Annotated in this window: 13 protein-coding genes; 9 read left to right on the top strand and 4 right to left on the bottom strand. The window is 74.3% G+C overall.

The window, feature by feature from the left end; translation table 11 throughout:
* Positions 1-350 precede the first annotated feature (350 nt).
* Positions 351-1709 (bottom strand): aspartate aminotransferase family protein, encoded by a 1359-nt coding sequence (locus AC5K6T_RS21540; RefSeq protein ID WP_493211371.1) that lies wholly within the window; start codon positions 1707-1709, stop codon positions 351-353.
* Positions 1710-2634: 925 nt separating this feature from the next.
* On the bottom strand, positions 2635-3399 hold the full coding sequence (locus tag AC5K6T_RS21535) for a helix-turn-helix domain-containing protein (RefSeq protein WP_493211370.1): 765 nt from the start codon (positions 3397-3399) through the stop codon (positions 2635-2637).
* A gap of 178 nt (positions 3400-3577) precedes the next feature.
* On the opposite strand from AC5K6T_RS21535, the gene AC5K6T_RS21530 reads away from it, so the two are divergent.
* Complete coding sequence (locus tag AC5K6T_RS21530) at positions 3578-3775, top strand: hypothetical protein (RefSeq protein ID WP_493211368.1); 198 nt, start codon at positions 3578-3580, stop codon at positions 3773-3775.
* 521 nt (positions 3776-4296) lie between these two features.
* Entirely contained in the window at positions 4297-6237 is a 1941-nt protein-coding gene (locus AC5K6T_RS21525) for a serine/threonine-protein kinase (protein WP_493211367.1), read from the top strand.
* Positions 6238-6343: 106 nt separating this feature from the next.
* Here AC5K6T_RS21525 and AC5K6T_RS21520 read toward each other — a convergent pair whose 3' ends face one another.
* Entirely contained in the window at positions 6344-7096 is a 753-nt protein-coding gene (locus AC5K6T_RS21520) for an SLATT domain-containing protein (protein WP_493211365.1), read from the bottom strand.
* Positions 7097-7354: 258 nt separating this feature from the next.
* Between AC5K6T_RS21520 and AC5K6T_RS21515 the strand changes: the two genes are divergently transcribed.
* The 7 genes from AC5K6T_RS21515 (at position 7355) to AC5K6T_RS21485 (ending at position 14192) form a co-directional block, all read left to right on the top strand.
* Positions 7355-7693 (top strand): YbaB/EbfC family nucleoid-associated protein, encoded by a 339-nt coding sequence (locus AC5K6T_RS21515; protein ID WP_493211364.1) that lies wholly within the window; start codon positions 7355-7357, stop codon positions 7691-7693.
* Between the two features lie 59 nt (positions 7694-7752).
* A complete protein-coding gene (gene recR / locus AC5K6T_RS21510; RefSeq protein WP_493211362.1) occupies positions 7753-8352 on the top strand; it encodes a recombination mediator RecR in 600 nt (199 codons plus the stop codon).
* A complete protein-coding gene (locus tag AC5K6T_RS21505) occupies positions 8345-9004 on the top strand; it encodes a DUF5063 domain-containing protein (RefSeq protein WP_493211360.1) in 660 nt (219 codons plus the stop codon). Before recR ends, AC5K6T_RS21505 begins: the two co-directional genes overlap by 8 nt.
* A gap of 383 nt (positions 9005-9387) precedes the next feature.
* Positions 9388-10665 (top strand): aspartate kinase, encoded by a 1278-nt coding sequence (locus tag AC5K6T_RS21500; protein ID WP_493211358.1) that lies wholly within the window; start codon positions 9388-9390, stop codon positions 10663-10665.
* Positions 10662-11717, top strand: a complete 1056-nt coding sequence (locus tag AC5K6T_RS21495; protein ID WP_493211356.1) for an aspartate-semialdehyde dehydrogenase — start codon at positions 10662-10664, stop codon at positions 11715-11717. Before AC5K6T_RS21500 ends, AC5K6T_RS21495 begins: the two co-directional genes overlap by 4 nt.
* A 454-nt stretch (positions 11718-12171) precedes the next feature.
* The gene (locus AC5K6T_RS21490) at positions 12172-12852 is read left to right on the top strand and encodes a SigE family RNA polymerase sigma factor (protein WP_493211355.1); all 681 of its coding nucleotides are present in this window, start codon (positions 12172-12174) and stop codon (positions 12850-12852) included.
* Positions 12853-13061: 209 nt separating this feature from the next.
* Positions 13062-14192 carry a hypothetical protein gene (locus tag AC5K6T_RS21485; protein ID WP_493211353.1) on the top strand — a complete coding sequence of 377 codons (1131 nt, stop codon included), beginning with the start codon at positions 13062-13064 and terminating at the stop codon, positions 14190-14192.
* On the opposite strand, the gene AC5K6T_RS21480 is transcribed toward AC5K6T_RS21485, so the two are convergent.
* On the bottom strand, positions 14162-15037 hold the full coding sequence (locus AC5K6T_RS21480) for an SURF1 family protein (protein ID WP_493211351.1): 876 nt from the start codon (positions 15035-15037) through the stop codon (positions 14162-14164). The genes AC5K6T_RS21485 and AC5K6T_RS21480 overlap by 31 nt on opposite strands.
* Positions 15038-15083: the final 46 nt, after the last annotated feature.

The following is a 15083-nucleotide window of genomic DNA, read 5'->3' as shown; positions in this document are numbered from 1 at the left end:
CCTCATCGCGTGCCGGTGGCGTTCGGGTACGTCCGTACCGCACCGCCGCCGGGTGGGGCGGCGTGCCGGGGTGCGTCCGTACCGCGCACGCGTCCGTCCCGCCTGCGCGGACGCCCGCGTACGCCTGTGAGCACGCCACCTTACGCGTTCGGGCCGGGCCCGGCCCCTGTCCGGGCGCGGTTCGCGCGGGAGGGGGCCGGGCGGGGCCGGTGCGGGACCGTGGACCGAGCCGACGCCGGACCGTGGACCGAGCCTGACGCCGGGCCGTGGACCGGGTCGACGCCGGGCCTCGGGCCGGGTCGACGCCGGGCCTCGGGCCGGGGGAGGAGCCGGGGAGCGCCGAGCCGGGGTCAGGGCCGGGTGTGCTCGTCCGCGACGCTCAGCGCCGTGTCCAGCACGGCCAGGCCCTCCTTCAGCTCGGCCTCGGAGACGTTGCAGGGGGGCACCACGTGCGTGCGGTTCATGTGGACGAAGGGCCACACCCCGCCCGCCTTCATCGCGGCCGCGAACGCGGCCATCGGCGCGTTCGCCTCCCCGGCCGCGTTGTACGGCACCAGCGGCTCCCGGGTCTCCCGGTTCCGCACCAGCTCCACCGCCCAGAACATGCCCGTGCCGCGGACCTCGCCGACACTCCTGTGCCGCTCCGCCAGCTCCCGCAGGGCCGGCTCCAGCACCGTCCTGCCCAGGTGCGCGGCCTGCTCCACGATCTTCTCCTCGGCCATCACCCGCAGGGTGGCCACCGCCGCCGCGCAGGCCAGCGGGTGCCCCGAGTAGGTCAGGCCGCCCGGGTAGGGGCGCTTGCCGAAGGTGTCCGCGATCTTCCCGGAGATGGCCACGCCGCCCAGCGGGACATAGCCGGAGTTCACGCCCTTGGCGAACGTCATCAGGTCCGGTACGACGTCGTGGTGGTCGGCCGCGAACCACTCCCCGGTCCGGCCGAACCCGGCCATCACCTCGTCCAGCACGAAGACGATGCCGTACTTGTCGCAGAGCTGCCGCACCCCGGCCAGGTAGCCCGGCGGCGGCACCATGATGCCCGCCGTGCCCGGCACCGTCTCCAGGACGAGCGCGGCGATCGTCGCCGGGCCCTCGAAGGCGATCGTCGTCTCCAGGTGCTCCAGCGCCCGCTCGCACTCCTGCTCCTCGGTCTCCGCGTAGAACCGGGAGCGGTAGAGGAACGGCGCCCAGAAGCGCACCACGCCGGACGCGCCGCTGTCGTTCGGCCAGCGGCGGGGGTCGCCGGTGATGTTCACGGCCTGCTGGGTGCCGCCGTGGTACGACCGGTACGCCGAGAGCACCTTCGGGCGGCCCGTGTGCAGCCGGGCCATCCGCACCGCGTGCTCCACGGCGTCCGCGCCGCCGTTGGTGAAGAAGATCTTGTCCAGGTCGCCCGGGGTCCGCTCGGCGATCAGCCGGGCCGCCTCCGAACGGGCCTCGACCGCGAAGGCCGGCGCGAAGGTGGTCATGCTCGCCGCCTGCTCCTGGATCGCGGCGACCACCTTCGGGTGCTGGTAGCCGATGTTGGTGTAGACGAGCCCGCTGGTGAAGTCGAGGTACCGCCTGCCGTCGTAGTCCCAGAAGTACGACCCCTCGGCGCCGGCGACGGCGAGCGGGTCGATGAGGTCCTGGGCGGACCAGGAGTGGAAGACGTGCGCGCGGTCCGCGGCCTTCACTGCGGCGCCGGCTTCGGGGCTGGGCTGAGGGGTCATGCGGGCGAGCGTAAATGTCCGGGATGCGGACGCGACATCGGCGTCCTGTCTGCGGTCCGGGGCATTCCGCGACACGTTGTCGAGGAGGGCGGGGGCGGGGCCTCCGGCGGCCGGGCCGGGCCGGGTGCGTGGCTGCGGGTGCCTCCGGCGGTCGGGCCGAGTCGGGCTGGGCCTGGGTGGTGTGCCTGCGGGTGCCTGCGGGCGCCCGGGGTGCCTGCGGGCGCCCGGGGTGCCTGGGGGTGCCAGGGGTGCCTGGGGGTGCCTGGGGTGTCGGTGGGTGGTGCCGGTGCCGGTGCCGGTGCCGGTGTCGGTGTCGGTGCCGGTGCCGGTGGGTGGGGTCGGTTGTGTCGGTGGGTGCTGGTGGGTGGGTGGTGTGTGCCTGCGGCGGCCTGTTGTGGTGGTGGGGTGGCTGGGGTTGCGCCGGTTGTCGGTGGGTGGGTCGGGGCCGTGCCGGGGGGTGTCCGTCCTCGGTCCGGCGGTGGGCTGGGTGGGGTGGTGGGGGGTGTGGGTGCCGGACGCTGCGGGCGGGCACCCCCCGGCGCGTCCCCTTCCCGCCGTGGGCGGCCGACCCGCCGTGGGCGACCCGCCGTGGGTGGTCGACCCGCCGTGGGCGACCCGTCGTGGGCGGCCGACCCGTCGTGGGTGGTCGACCCGCCGTGGGCGACCCGTCGTGGGCGGCCGACCCGTCGTGGGCGGCCGACCCGTCGTGGGCGGCCGACCCGTCGTGGGTGGTCGACCCGCCGTGGGCGACCCGTCGTGGGTGGTCGACCCGTCGTGGGTGGTCGACCCGTCGGGGGTGGTCGATCCCCGTGGGTGGTCGACCCGACCCGCCGTGGGCTCACTACCAGGGGATGCTGGGGACGTGCGGCCGCTGAACCCGAACCACATCTGAGGCGGGCCCGGGAACACACCCCCGGCCCGCTCGCTACTCGGGCGGCCTGTTGTAGGCGTCGAGAGTCGCCTTCGCTGTCGACGCGTCCATGAGCCGCAGCTCCCATGGGCCCGTGTTCACGTCGAACTCCTTCCCGAACCCCACCCACTTCCCTGCCATGCGCCGCCCTGTCGGCTCCACCAGCATCTGCAGGGCCCCGAAGTAGCGGGCGCCCCGGTAGTAGCCCTCGGCGGCCGTCTGCTCAGTCCACGTGCCCGTCACGGTCGCCCCGTCCAGTTGCAGATCCAGGGTCAGGGGGCTGTCCGGGTTGAGGGAGCCTGCGGGCAGGCTGCGGCCCGTGATCCGGTTGCCGTGCTGGAGGAGCACCACGTAGTGCTTGCCCGTGAACACCTCGCCGCCGCGGCCGCTGGACACGTACTCGTACGTCGACAGCCACACGCCGGAGTGGTTGCCGCGGGGGCCGGTCTGCCCGGCCGGCACCGGCCCGGCTACGGGCACGCCGACGGGGGAGTCCTGGAGGTCGTGGCCGCCGTGCCCGTCGTCGGAGACGCGGGCCAGGACGGGCGAGGGGAAGCCGAGAGACTCGATGGGCAGGCCCGTCACGGACTCCAGTGCGCGGGCGTACAGGGGGCGGGGGGCGCCGGTCTCGCCGCTCTCCCAGCGCTGCACCAGCCGCTTGGAGGCGTCGTTGGGCGAGCCCGCCCGGTCGCCTGCGTCACGGAGCGCGCGGGCGAACTCGTCCTGAGACAGGAGCAGCCCCATGCGGACTGCCCTCAGGGTGCTGTTCGGTGTCGTCATGTGATCAACCGTAGACGCTCCGTCTGCGGAATGACACCGGAATGTCGCCCCGAGGGTCGCCGCTGTGACGCCGCAACCGTCGTCGCGCTACGTACAGCAACCAGGCGACTGTGGTCAGTGACAAAGCCCCGCGGCCGTGTGAACGGCCCCGGGGCACGGCCGACTTGCTGGAGTCGACATGCCCGAGAGTGCGCAGAGCGAACACGCCACCGGCATCCCCTCGGCGTACGGCTGGTGCGCCTGGCACCACGACTACGCCCGGGGCGTCCGCCTGATCACCTGGATCGAGCAGGGCTCAGGCCCCGGTGGGAACCTGTTCGCCTGCCGCACCTGCCGCGAGGTGTACGACCTCGTCCCGCTCGCCGACCGGCCGTGACCCGGGCGCCGAGACCGCCGTCCGCGGCCGGCCTGAGCCCGGCCCAGTACTCCGGGTGGGCGTGCTGCCGGTGCGGTGCCTCCCTCATGCGGGGCGGCCGTCCCGCCGGCCGCGCCCGGGGCCGGGCGGGTGCGCACGTCCTCGACGCCGACGTGTACGAGTGCGGGCCGCGATGCCCCGCCCGGCCCCGTGGGCCTCGGTCGCGCCGAGCGTCCCGGGCGTAGGCGCGGCCGGTCTGTCCGGCGCCCGTCCGTGCGCGGCGCCGGAGTGCACAGCGGCCCCCGGCAGCCGATGCCGGGGGCCGCTGTCGCGTGCGGGGTCGGTCGATCAAGGCCCCGAACCGGAGTCTGCGTCTCCGGTGCGGGGCCGCCCGTCCCGCGGCCGCCTCACGGACGGGACGACATGGGTGAGCGGGGGCGCGGCCTGCACGTGAGGGGACGTACAAGCGCCCTCATGGACCCCGCAGACGGTCTGTAACACTGTGGGGATGTTGCACTGGCTCGGCCGGGGGAGGGCCTGCGGTGGAGAAGCTCGGTGCGGGGGACCCGCGAAGGATCGGGGCGTACCGGCTGCTGGCGCGCCTCGGCGCGGGCGGTATGGGGCAGGTGTACCTCGCCCGGTCCGACCGCGGCCGCACCACCGCCGTGAAGCTCGTCCGGCGTGAGCTGGCCGCGCGGGAGGAGTTCCGCGAGCGGTTCCGGCAGGAGGTACGGGCCGCGCAGCGGGTCGGCGGGCACTGGACCGCCCCCGTGCTGGACGCCGACACCGAGGCCGAGGTTCCCTGGGTGGCCACCGGCTACGTCGCCGGGCCCAGCCTGGACCGGGTCGTCGCCCGGGACCACGGCGCGCTGCCCGAGCGGACCGTGCGCGTCCTCGCGGCCGGGCTCGCCCACGCGCTGCAGGACATCCACGCGGCGGGGATCGTCCACCGCGACCTCAAACCGTCCAACGTCCTCGTCACCATCGACGGGCCCCGCGTCATCGACTTCGGCATCGCCCGCGCCCTGGAGACGGTCACCGACGGCGGTCTCACCCGGACCGGCGTGTTCGTCGGCTCGCCCGGGTTCATGACCCCCGAGCAGGTGCGCGGCGACCGCGTCACCCCCGCCAGCGACGTCTTCTGCCTCGGGTCCGTCCTCGCCTTCGCCGCCACCGGCTCCCTGCCGTTCGGCGGCCCCGACAGCGGGATGCCCGCGCTGATGTACCGCATCGCGCAGGGTGACCCCGACCTCTCCGGCGTCCCCGAGGGCATCGCCGACCTCGTCCGTGACTGCCTCCGCAAGGACCCCGCCGCCCGGCCCGCCCTCGACCAGCTCCTCCGGCGCACCGGCGCCGAGGAGACCGTGTCCGACGGCAGGTCCCGCGACCCCTGGCTGCCGGGCGCCCTCGTCGCCCAGCTCGGGCGGCACGCCGTGCGGCTGCTCGACGCGGAGGATCCGGAGCCCTCCGGCCACTCCGGGGGCGGAGGGGCGGGTCCAGGGGGCGGGGAGCCTTCCGGTGCCGTCCGGCCCGACCCGTCCGCCGAGCATGCCCAGGTCGCCGACGGATCCGGCGCCGTCGCCTTCGGTCCGCCTCCGTCCGGTCATCAGCCGGCCGACCGCCGCGGCCCCCTTGCGCCGCATCCCGCCTACGAACCGCCCGCCGCGTACGGGTGTCCGCCGCAGGGGCACAGCGGGCACGGCTACGGGCCCGCGGACCACGCCACGGACGGCCGTGGCGGGGACTTCGGCCGGGGTGGTGCCCACGGCGGGGAGGAGTACGGGCACGGGCACGGCGGAGGTGACTCCGCCGGCGGCGCCGGGGATGCCGGAAGTGCCCGGGGTGCCGGGGGTGCCGGGTACGGCGGTCCCGGGGAGACCCTGTACGCGCCGCCGCCCGAGCCTCCGCGCCGCAACGGGCGGGCCACCGCCGCCCTCGTCGTGATCGCCGCCGTCGTCGCGCTCGCCGCAGGCGGGTCGGTGTACGCCCTGATGAGCGGCCACGCCGCCGACGACGTCCACGGCCGTGCGACCGCCTCCGCGAGCACGCCCGCCGGCCCCGGCCCCGCCGCCCGGCAGTCCACCCCCGGGAACTCCGGCACGGGTCCGGCCTCCTCCGCCCCCGCGGACGGCGCGGTCCCGTCGGACTACGTCGGCACCTGGACCGCCGCCATCGACACCGGCAGCGGCCGCAACACCCGCGTCCTCACCATCCGGCAGGGCCGCGTCGGTGACACCGTGCTGTCCCTCGCCGCCGACGGGCCCACCCCAGCAGGCTCCTACCACTGCGTCTTCGAGGCGGCGCTCAGCGATGCGCCCTCCGACGGAGGACCGCTCGCCATCGGCCCGTCCACCGTCGCCGCCGGCGAGCCCGCCTCCGCCTGCACGCCCGGCGGCGCCACCGAGGTCGCCCTCCAGGCCGACGGCACCCTCCGGCGCGTCAACACCGCCACCGGGGAGGAGCTGACCTACCGCCGGGGATGACGCTTCGGCGGGACGACGACGCCGCACCGGCCGTGGCAACGGGTGCCGGAGTGGCCGGAGACCGTGACACCCCCGAGCGGGTGCCGGAACCTCGTGGCGGCGGGGGCTATCTCGGTTCCGGGGGGCGTTGTCTGGGCATGTTGGGGCGGGTGGTGCCGTTGGGGGGGAGGGGGAAGCGGCCGGTCAGGGTGGGGGTGTCCTGGGGGCGGGCGACGGTGGGGGCGGCGGACTGGATGGTGAGGGGGGTGGAGCCGGTGCGGAACTCGATCATCCAGTCGGCGGTCTCGGCGTGGACGAGGTCCGTGACGTCGTCGGAGAAGCGGCGCAGCACGGCCAGGCAGCGTTCGGCGGCCTCCCCGGCCGTTCCCTCGGTGGGGCCGAGGACCTCGCGGACGCTCTCCGAGGCCCAGTCGAACTGGAGCACCTGAAGGCGGCGCTGTACGGCCTGGGCGGTGGCGACGTCCCGCATCCATCCGGAGGTCACCCCGAAGCAGCGGTCGACGCCGACGCAGGCCACGGCGGCCAGCAGGGCCAGGTAGCCCCAGAGGGCGACGCCCTCGGCCAGTCCGGTCAGGTCGAGGAAGGGGAGAGTGGCGCCGGTGACCGTGGCGACGGCCGCGCCGGTGCGCAGGGCGCGGGCCCAGCGCCGCTTCCACACGCGGTCGGCGAGGTACCACGCGGCGGTCTGCAGGGCGCCCTGCTCCACCCACCGGTAGAGCTCGTCGAGCCGCTCCGCGGGTTCGGCCCAGTCGCCGTGCGGAAACGCGCGCCCGGCCAGATCGCCCGGCCGCAGTGCCGCGGCACCGTCACCGCGTCCGTCCTGCGGCGGCTTCTCGGGCTGCATCTCCGGCTGACCCACCCGGCACTCCCTACTGATCACGGCGCGTGACGCGAACGACGGCGCTCACGTGACACCTGATGCTGATGCGCCGGATCCTTCCTACCTCCCAATGGGTGGCGAAAGGGAGGGTTTCGCTTCTTTTTCGTCCGGAAGCAGGCCTTGATCAGGTATAGGACCGACAGCCGACTCACTCGAAAGAGTGGCGGGGCGACGGGCCCGCCGAGCACGTAGGCTCGTGCCGAACGGGAAGAACCCGGCGACAGAGGAGAACAGATCGTGATCCCCGGTGGCGGCCAGCCCAACATGCAGCAGTTGCTCCAGCAGGCCCAGAAGATGCAGCAGGACCTGGCGCAGGCCCAGGAGGAACTGGCGCGGACCGAGGTGGAGGGGCAGGCGGGCGGTGGCCTGGTGAAGGCCACGGTCACCGGCTCCGGTGAGCTGCGTGCGCTCGCCATCGACCCGAAGGCGGTGGACCCGGAGGACACCGAGACCCTCGCCGACCTGGTCGTCGCGGCCGTCCAGGCGGCCAACGAGAACGCGCAGGCCCTCCAGCAGCAGAAGCTCGGCCCCCTGGCCCAGGGCCTCGGCGGTGGTATCCCCGGCCTGCCTTTCTAAGACGGGCGGGCGGCATCTACCGTACGTAGTGAAGGCACACCAGGAAGGACGGCAGTCCGTTGTACGAAGGCGTGGTCCAGGACCTGATCGACGAGCTGGGGCGGCTGCCCGGCGTCGGCCCCAAGAGCGCGCAGCGGATCGCCTTCCATGTGCTTCAGGCCGAGCCGGCCGACGTGCGGCGTCTGGCCCACGCCCTGACGGAGGTCAAGGCCAGGGTCCGTTTCTGTGCGACCTGCGGGAACGTCGCACAGGAGGAGCTGTGCACCATCTGCCGCGACACGCGCCGCGACCCCTCGGTGATCTGCGTGGTCGAGGAGCCGAAGGACGTCGTGGCGATCGAGCGCACGCGTGAGTTCCGCGGCCGGTACCACGTGCTCGGCGGCGCGATCAGTCCGATCGAGGGTGTGGGCCCGGACGACCTGCGTATACGAGAACTTCTCGCGCGGTTGGCCGACGGGACGGTCACGGAGCTGATCCTGGCCACGGACCCGAATCTGGAAGGCGAGGCCACGGCCACGTATCTCGCCCGCATGATCAAGCCCATGGGCCTCAAGGTCACCCGCCTGGCCAGCGGCCTCCCGGTGGGTGGCGACCTGGAATACGCGGACGAGGTCACCCTCGGCCGCGCCTTCGAGGGGAGACGACTGCTAGATGTCTGACGCCACGCTGCACGCGACCGGCCAGAACCCGGACGACTTCGCGGTCCAGATCGCGGACCAGGTGGAGAGCTTCCTGGTGGCCGTCACCGAGGTGGCCCGGGGCGACGAGCCGGGCTCGACGGTGCCGTTCCTGCTGCTGGAGGTCTCCCAGCTGCTGCTGGCCGGCGGCCGTCTCGGCGCCCACGAGGACATCGTTCCCGACGAGCGCTACGAGCCCGACCTGGGCCCCGAGCCGGACGTCGACGAGCTGCGCGAGAACCTCGCCCGGCTGCTCGACCCCGTCGACGTCTACTCCGAGGTCTTCGACCCCTACGAGCCCCGCAAGTCACCGGTCGCGGCCCGCATCTCCGACGACCTCGCCGACGTCATCACCGATCTGCGGCACGGCATGGCCCACTACCGCGCGGGCCGCACCACCGAGGCCCTGTGGTGGTGGCAGTTCTCGTACTTCTCCAACTGGGGCGCCACGGCCTCGGCCACCCTGCGCGCACTCCACTCGGTCCTGGCCCACGTGCGCCTCGACCAGCCCCTGGCGGAACTCGACGGCCTCGACACCGACCAGACCCTCGGCGACGAGACCCTGGAGTTCGAGGCGGGCCGGGTGATGACCCAGGAGATCGCGGGCCCGCTGGGCATCCGCCCCGCGCCGTAGGGCGACCGGTCGTCGGGACCCTTCCGGCCGGCCCTCCCCCGGAACGCCGGCGGCTTGGCCGCGTCTCCCCCCCGGCGGAGTCCGCCCGCGCCCGTGGCGGCCGTACGTCCCGGCCCATCCGGCCCAGGCCGATCCGTCCCGAGCCGGCCCGAGCCGGCCCGAATGCCCGGACCGCCCCGACCGGTCCGTTCCGCTGCCGGAGGTGTGATGCGGGGCACTTTTCCGAGTGGAGCGTCGTGGGGTGGGCATGAGCCTGCTCGGACGGGCGCCGGTCTCACCATGCGATACCGCGAAGGTGAATTTCGGGCGCTCGATAGACTGAGCCGACCCGCAGTACACCGGCGTATATGCGGGAAAAGAGACGGACTGAGCGAGGAGCGCACGTGGGCCTTGTCGTGCAGAAGTACGGAGGCTCCTCCGTAGCCGATGCCGAGGGCATCAAGCGCGTCGCCAAGCGGATCGTGGAAGCGAAGAAGAACGGGCACCAGGTGGTGGCCGTGGTTTCCGCGATGGGCGACACGACGGACGAGCTGATCGATCTCGCCGAGCGGGTATCCCCGATCCCTGCCGGGCGCGAACTCGACATGCTGCTGACCGCGGGGGAGCGGATCTCCATGGCCCTGCTGGCCATGGCGATCAAGAACCTGGGCCACAGCGCCCAGAGCTTCACCGGCAGCCAGGCGGGTGTCATCACCGACTCGGTCCACAACAAAGCCCGGATCATCGATGTCACTCCGGGCCGCATCCGGGACTCGCTGAACGAGGGCAACATCGCCATCGTCGCCGGTTTCCAGGGCGTCAGCCAGGACACCAAGGACATCACCACCCTGGGCCGGGGCGGCAGTGACACCACCGCGGTGGCGCTGGCCGCCGCCCTCGACGCCGAGGTCTGCGAGATCTACACCGACGTCGACGGCGTGTTCACCGCCGACCCGCGGGTGGTGAAGAAGGCCCGGAAGATCGACTGGATCTCGTTCGAGGACATGCTCGAACTGGCCGCGTCCGGGTCCAAGGTGCTGCTCCACCGCTGTGTGGAGTACGCCCGGCGGTACAACATCCCGATCCACGTGCGGTCCAGCTTCAGCGGGCTGCAGGGCACGTGGGTCAGCAGCGAGCCGATTCAGCAAGGGGTCAAGAAGGTGGAGCAGGCCATCATCTCCGGTGTCGCACACGACACCTCCGAGGCCAAGGTCACGGTCGTCGGCGTTCCCGACAAGCCGGGCGAGGCGGCCGCGATCTTCCGCACGATCTCCGACGCCGAGATCAACATCGACATGATCGTGCAGAACGTGTCCGCGGCCTCCACCGGCCTCACGGACATCTCCTTCACGCTGCCGAAGACCGAGGGCCGCAAGGCCATCGACGCCCTGGAGAAGTCCCGGGCGGGCATCGGCTTCGAGTCGCTGCGCTACGACGACCAGATCGGCAAGATCTCCCTCGTCGGCGCGGGCATGAAGACCAACCCCGGTGTCACCGCCGACTTCTTCACCGCGCTGTCCGACGCCGGCGTGAACATCGAGCTGATCTCGACCTCCGAGATCCGCATCTCGGTCGTCACGCGCGCCGACGACGTCAACGAGGCCGTGCGCGCCGTGCACACCGCCTTCGGCCTGGACTCCGACAGCGACGAGGCCGTGGTCTATGGAGGCACCGGACGATGACCGGACGACCGACGCTCGCGGTCGTGGGAGCGACCGGAGCCGTCGGCACGGTCATGCTCCAGATCCTGTCCCACCACGCGGACGTCTGGGGCGAGATCCGACTCGTCGCCTCCCCGCGCTCGGCCGGCCGCAAGCTGACCGTGCGCGGGGAGGAGACCGAGGTGGTCGCCCTGTCGGAGGAGGCCTTCGACGGGGTCGACGTGGCGATGTTCGACGTGCCCGACGAGGTGGCGGCGCAGTGGGCGCCGCTCGCCGTCGCGCGCGGCGCCGTCGTCGTGGACAACTCCGCCGCCTTCCGGATGGACCCGGACGTGCCGCTCGTGGTGCCCGAGGTCAACCCGCACGCCGTGCGGATGCGGCCGCGCGGCATCGTCGCCAACCCCAACTGCACCACCCTGTCGATGATCGTCGCCCTGGGTGCGCTGCACGCCGAGTTCGGGCTGCGTGAGCTGGTCGTCTCCTCGTACCAGGCGGTCAGCGGGGCGGGCCGCGCCGGGGTGGAGACCCTGCGCCGGCAGCTGTCCCTCGTCGCCGGTACGGAGCTCGGCACCAGCCCCGGAGACGTCCGGCGGGCCGTCGGTGACGACACCGGGCCGTTCCCGGAGCCGGTCGCGCTGAACGTGGTGCCCTGGGCCGGAACGCCGCGCGAGGACGGCTGGTCCTCCGAGGAGATGAAGGTGCGGGACGAGTCCCGCAAGATCCTCGGTCTGCCCGGCCTGCCCGTCGCGGTGACCTGCGTACGGGTTCCCGTGGTCACCACCCACTCGGCGACCGTCCACGCCCGCTTCCAGCGTGAGGTCACCGTCCCCGCGGCGCAGGAGATCCTCGCCACCGCACCCGGCGTGGTGCTGTTCGACGACCCGGGCGCCGGGGAGTTCCCGACCCCCGCCGACGTGGTCGGCACCGACCCGACCTGGGTCGGGCGGGTGCGGCGCGCCCTGGACGACCCCACCGCGCTGGAACTGTTCGTGTGCGGGGACAACCTCCGCAAGGGCGCCGCCCTGAACACCACGCAGATCGCCGAGCTGATCGCGGCCGAGTTCCCGGCGTAGCGCCGCCGCAGGACATGCGCCCGGCGGGCCCCTGTGTCCGGAAAACCCGTGGCTCCCCGCCGTCCGGTTCGTAGGATCTGTGTGTCGCATGTGACCGGGGCAATGGTCCGGACCACTTGATCCCCGCGCGGGGGCGTTCGAAGATTTTCTTCCGCCCTCCGCAACCGCGCCGAGGGCGGGGAGCGTCTGTGCCGTCGCCCGTGCGGGCGCGCCGGACGGGGACGTTCAGGCAGGGCAGACACGGGGACGCCGTGTGCCCGGGCGTGGGGACGCCCCGGCATGACGGACATAGGGGAAGAGCGGGACGCATGTGGGCATCTGAGGCTCCGTCGGTCGAGCCGGACGGAGAGCGGGCGCCGTCCGGCGCACCCCGGCCGGGACGGGCCGGACAGGCCGGAGGAAACGCGGCGCCCGGCGCGTACAACCCCCGCGGGGGGAAGCGTGTCCAACTGGCGTGGCAGAGGTACTCGACTTCACTGCGGCCCGGCGGGGCGCGACCCTGCGGCCGCCCGTCCGCCGGCCCCAGCGGCCCCGCACGCCCGGCGCGCCCGGCAGCATGCCGGTGATCGCGCCCATGCCCGCAGCGCGGCCCGCCCGCATACCCAGCCAGCGCGACGGTGCCGAGGAGACCGCGGCGGCCGGCACCACCGTCGACCACCTCACCGAGACCTACCGGGCGCACTACCGCTCGCTGCTGGGCCTCGCCGCGCTCCTCCTCGACGACACCGCGTCCTGCGAGGACGTCGTCCAGGAGGCGTTCATCCGGGTCCACTCCGCCCGCAAGCGGGTCCGCGACCCGGAGAAGACGCTGGCCTACCTCCGGCAGACCGTCGTCAACCTCTCCCGCTCCGCGCTCCGCCGCCGCATCCTCGGCCTGAAGCTGCTCTCCAAGCCGATGCCGGACATGGCCAGCGCCGAGGAGGGCGCCTACGACCGGCTGGAGCGCCGCGACCTCGTCAACGCCCTGAAGGGCCTGCAGCGCCGCCAGCGGGAGGTGCTGGTGCTGCGCTACTTCGCCGACATGACCGAGGCCCAGGTGGCCGACACGCTCGGGATATCCCTCGGCTCCGTGAAGGCCTACGGGTCCCGCGGGATGGCCGCCCTGCGCCGTGCGATGGAGGCCTCGGCGACATGAGCGACCACCACGGGCCCGAGGGCGCACAGGACCCTCGGGGCGGGGGAGACCGGGAGGGCCGTCGGGGCGGCGGGCGTCCGGGAGGCCGCGCGGGCGGCGGGAGCGCCGGGTCACGTCACGGCGCGGGGGAGAACGGACCGGGCCCTGAGCCGCGGCGGGCCCCGCAGCCGCCGTACGAGTCGAACCAACCGCACGCTGGGAACCGAACTGTGAACGACAGCCCCGACGAACAGGGTCCCCGAGGGCTCGGATCGGACGAGCTGACCCTGCGCCGGATGCTGCAGGACGTCGTCCAGGACGTCGCGCCGCGCGAGGGGGCGCTGGAACAGCTGCGCCGGGCCGTGCCCGCCCGGCGCGCCCGCAAGCGGCAGGCCGCCGTCGGCGTGGCGGCCGCCGCGCTCTTCCTCGGCACGGCCGTTCCCGCACTCGTCCACGTCTCCGGGACCTCCGGCCCCGACGCCAACCCCTCCATCGCCGGACACGGCTCCGCCGCCCAGGGCGGCTCCGGTGAGGGCGCCCTCCAGGGCGGCGACGCCACCCCCGGAGGGTCCGCCTCGGGGCCCGCCGACGGCGCGCCGGGCGGCGGTACCGGCGGCGGCCACGCCCCGGGCGGCATCACAGGACCCGGCACCGGCCCCACCGCCGCCCCCTCGGCAGGACTGCCCGCCGCGCCGCCCTGTACCGCCGGGCAGCTCTCCGCGGCCGCCGAGAGCGGCGGCCCGGACTCCACGGGCACCGTGTACGGCAGCTTCCGCGTCACCAACATCTCCGCCGACCGCTGTACCGTCGGCGGGCCCGGCACCGTGACGGCTCTCGCCCAGGGCGCCGCCGACCCCACCAGGATCACGCTGGCCCGGCACGTCGCCGGGGACGCCGCGGCCGGCCTGCCCGACCCGTCGCTGGAGGTCGGCCGGCTCGTCCTGCTGCCCGGCGCCGCCTACGAGGTGAGGTTCGCCTGGGTGCCCGCCGAGACCTGCCCCGCCGACAGCGGCACGGGCGGTGGCGGAACCGGCGGCACCGACAGCGGCGGCACCGGCACCGGCACCGGTGGCACGGACACCGGCGGCAGCGGCTCCGGCGGCGCGACACCCACCCCCACCTCGACGTCCGCCACCGGCACCACGGGCTCCGCCGCCTCCGCCGGGACCGGCGGCACCGACCGGACCGCCACCGCCGGGGAGAGCGGGACCTCCGCCCAGCTGCTCACCGCGGACGGTGTCGCCGAGGGCGGTGTGAGCGTGTCCTACACCAGCGAGGCCGGCGGGCCCGGCGCGACCGCCACGGTGACCGGCGCGTGCGCCGGGACGGTCTACCGGACCGGCGTGCTGTCGGCGTCGTAGGCCGCAGCGGCCGGTCCGGCGGCGGGTCCGGCGGCGGGTCCGGCGGCGGGTCCGGCGGCGGGTCCGGCGGCGGGGCCGCCCTCCTCGGGGAGCAGCCCCAGCTCGGCGTCCTTGGCCAGCTCCGCCTCGCGGCGCAGCAGCCGGAACCACATGAACACCACGAAGCCCGCGAACACGAACCACTCGCCGGTGTAGCCGAGGTTCTGGAACGCCTTCAGGTCCAGTCCGGTCTGCGCCGCCGCCCTCGCCGGCACGGCGCGCAGGCCGGCGTCGCCCTCGTTCAGCGTGACGAACGCGTCCTGGACGCCGTACGGCACCAGGTTGACCAGTGACGCCGAGCTGATCGCGGCGGTCTGCCCGGCCGGCAGCCCGCCCCGGGCGCTCACCCCGTTGTCGCCGGGCGTCTCCGAGGCCTGGAGCGCTCCGGTGACCGTGACCCGCCCGGCCGGCGGCTCCGGAGCCCGCGCGGGGTCCGCCGTGCCCGGCAGCCAGCCCCGCACCACCGGCAGGGCCTTGCCGCCGTCGTCGGGGCGCAGCAGCGTCAGTACGTAGAAGCCGCTCCTGCCGTCGAGGGCGCGGTCCGGCACCAGCAGCTGGTCGGCGTAGCGGCCGGTTGCGGTGGCCTGGGCGCCGGAGGTCTCCTTGTCCACGGGCAGCAGCTCGGCCAGCGGCCGTGCCGCCTGGTCCCGGTGCGCTGCGGCCCAGGCACCGGCCTCCCGGTGGCTGTCCATCCGCTCCTCGAACCGGCCCAGCTGCCAGGAGCCCATGAACACGCAGAACGGGATGGCGAGCAGCACGAAGACGTTGATCCCCCACCAGCGGGGCGTCAGCAGGAACCGGTACACACCCCCACGGTACGGGGCGGGGAGACCGGCGACGGGCCCGGGGAGG

The sequence above is a fragment of the Streptomyces sp. B8-7 genome, from assembly GCF_058833805.1.
This window is presented reverse-complemented; position numbering and strand designations above follow the sequence as displayed.

Bases quoted from the DNA above. Each gene is read 5' to 3' on its own strand.
- AC5K6T_RS21495 (WP_493211356.1), top strand. From the start codon at position 10,662: ATGACCGGACGACCGACGCTCGCGGTCGTGGGAGCGACCGGAGCCGTC.
- AC5K6T_RS21535 (WP_493211370.1), bottom strand. From the start codon at position 3,399: ATGACGACACCGAACAGCACCCTGAGGGCAGTCCGCATGGGGCTGCTC.
- AC5K6T_RS21540 (WP_493211371.1), bottom strand. From the start codon at position 1,709: ATGACCCCTCAGCCCAGCCCCGAAGCCGGCGCCGCAGTGAAGGCCGCG.
- AC5K6T_RS21505 (WP_493211360.1), top strand. From the start codon at position 8,345: ATGTCTGACGCCACGCTGCACGCGACCGGCCAGAACCCGGACGACTTC.
- AC5K6T_RS21530 (WP_493211368.1), top strand. From the start codon at position 3,578: ATGCCCGAGAGTGCGCAGAGCGAACACGCCACCGGCATCCCCTCGGCG.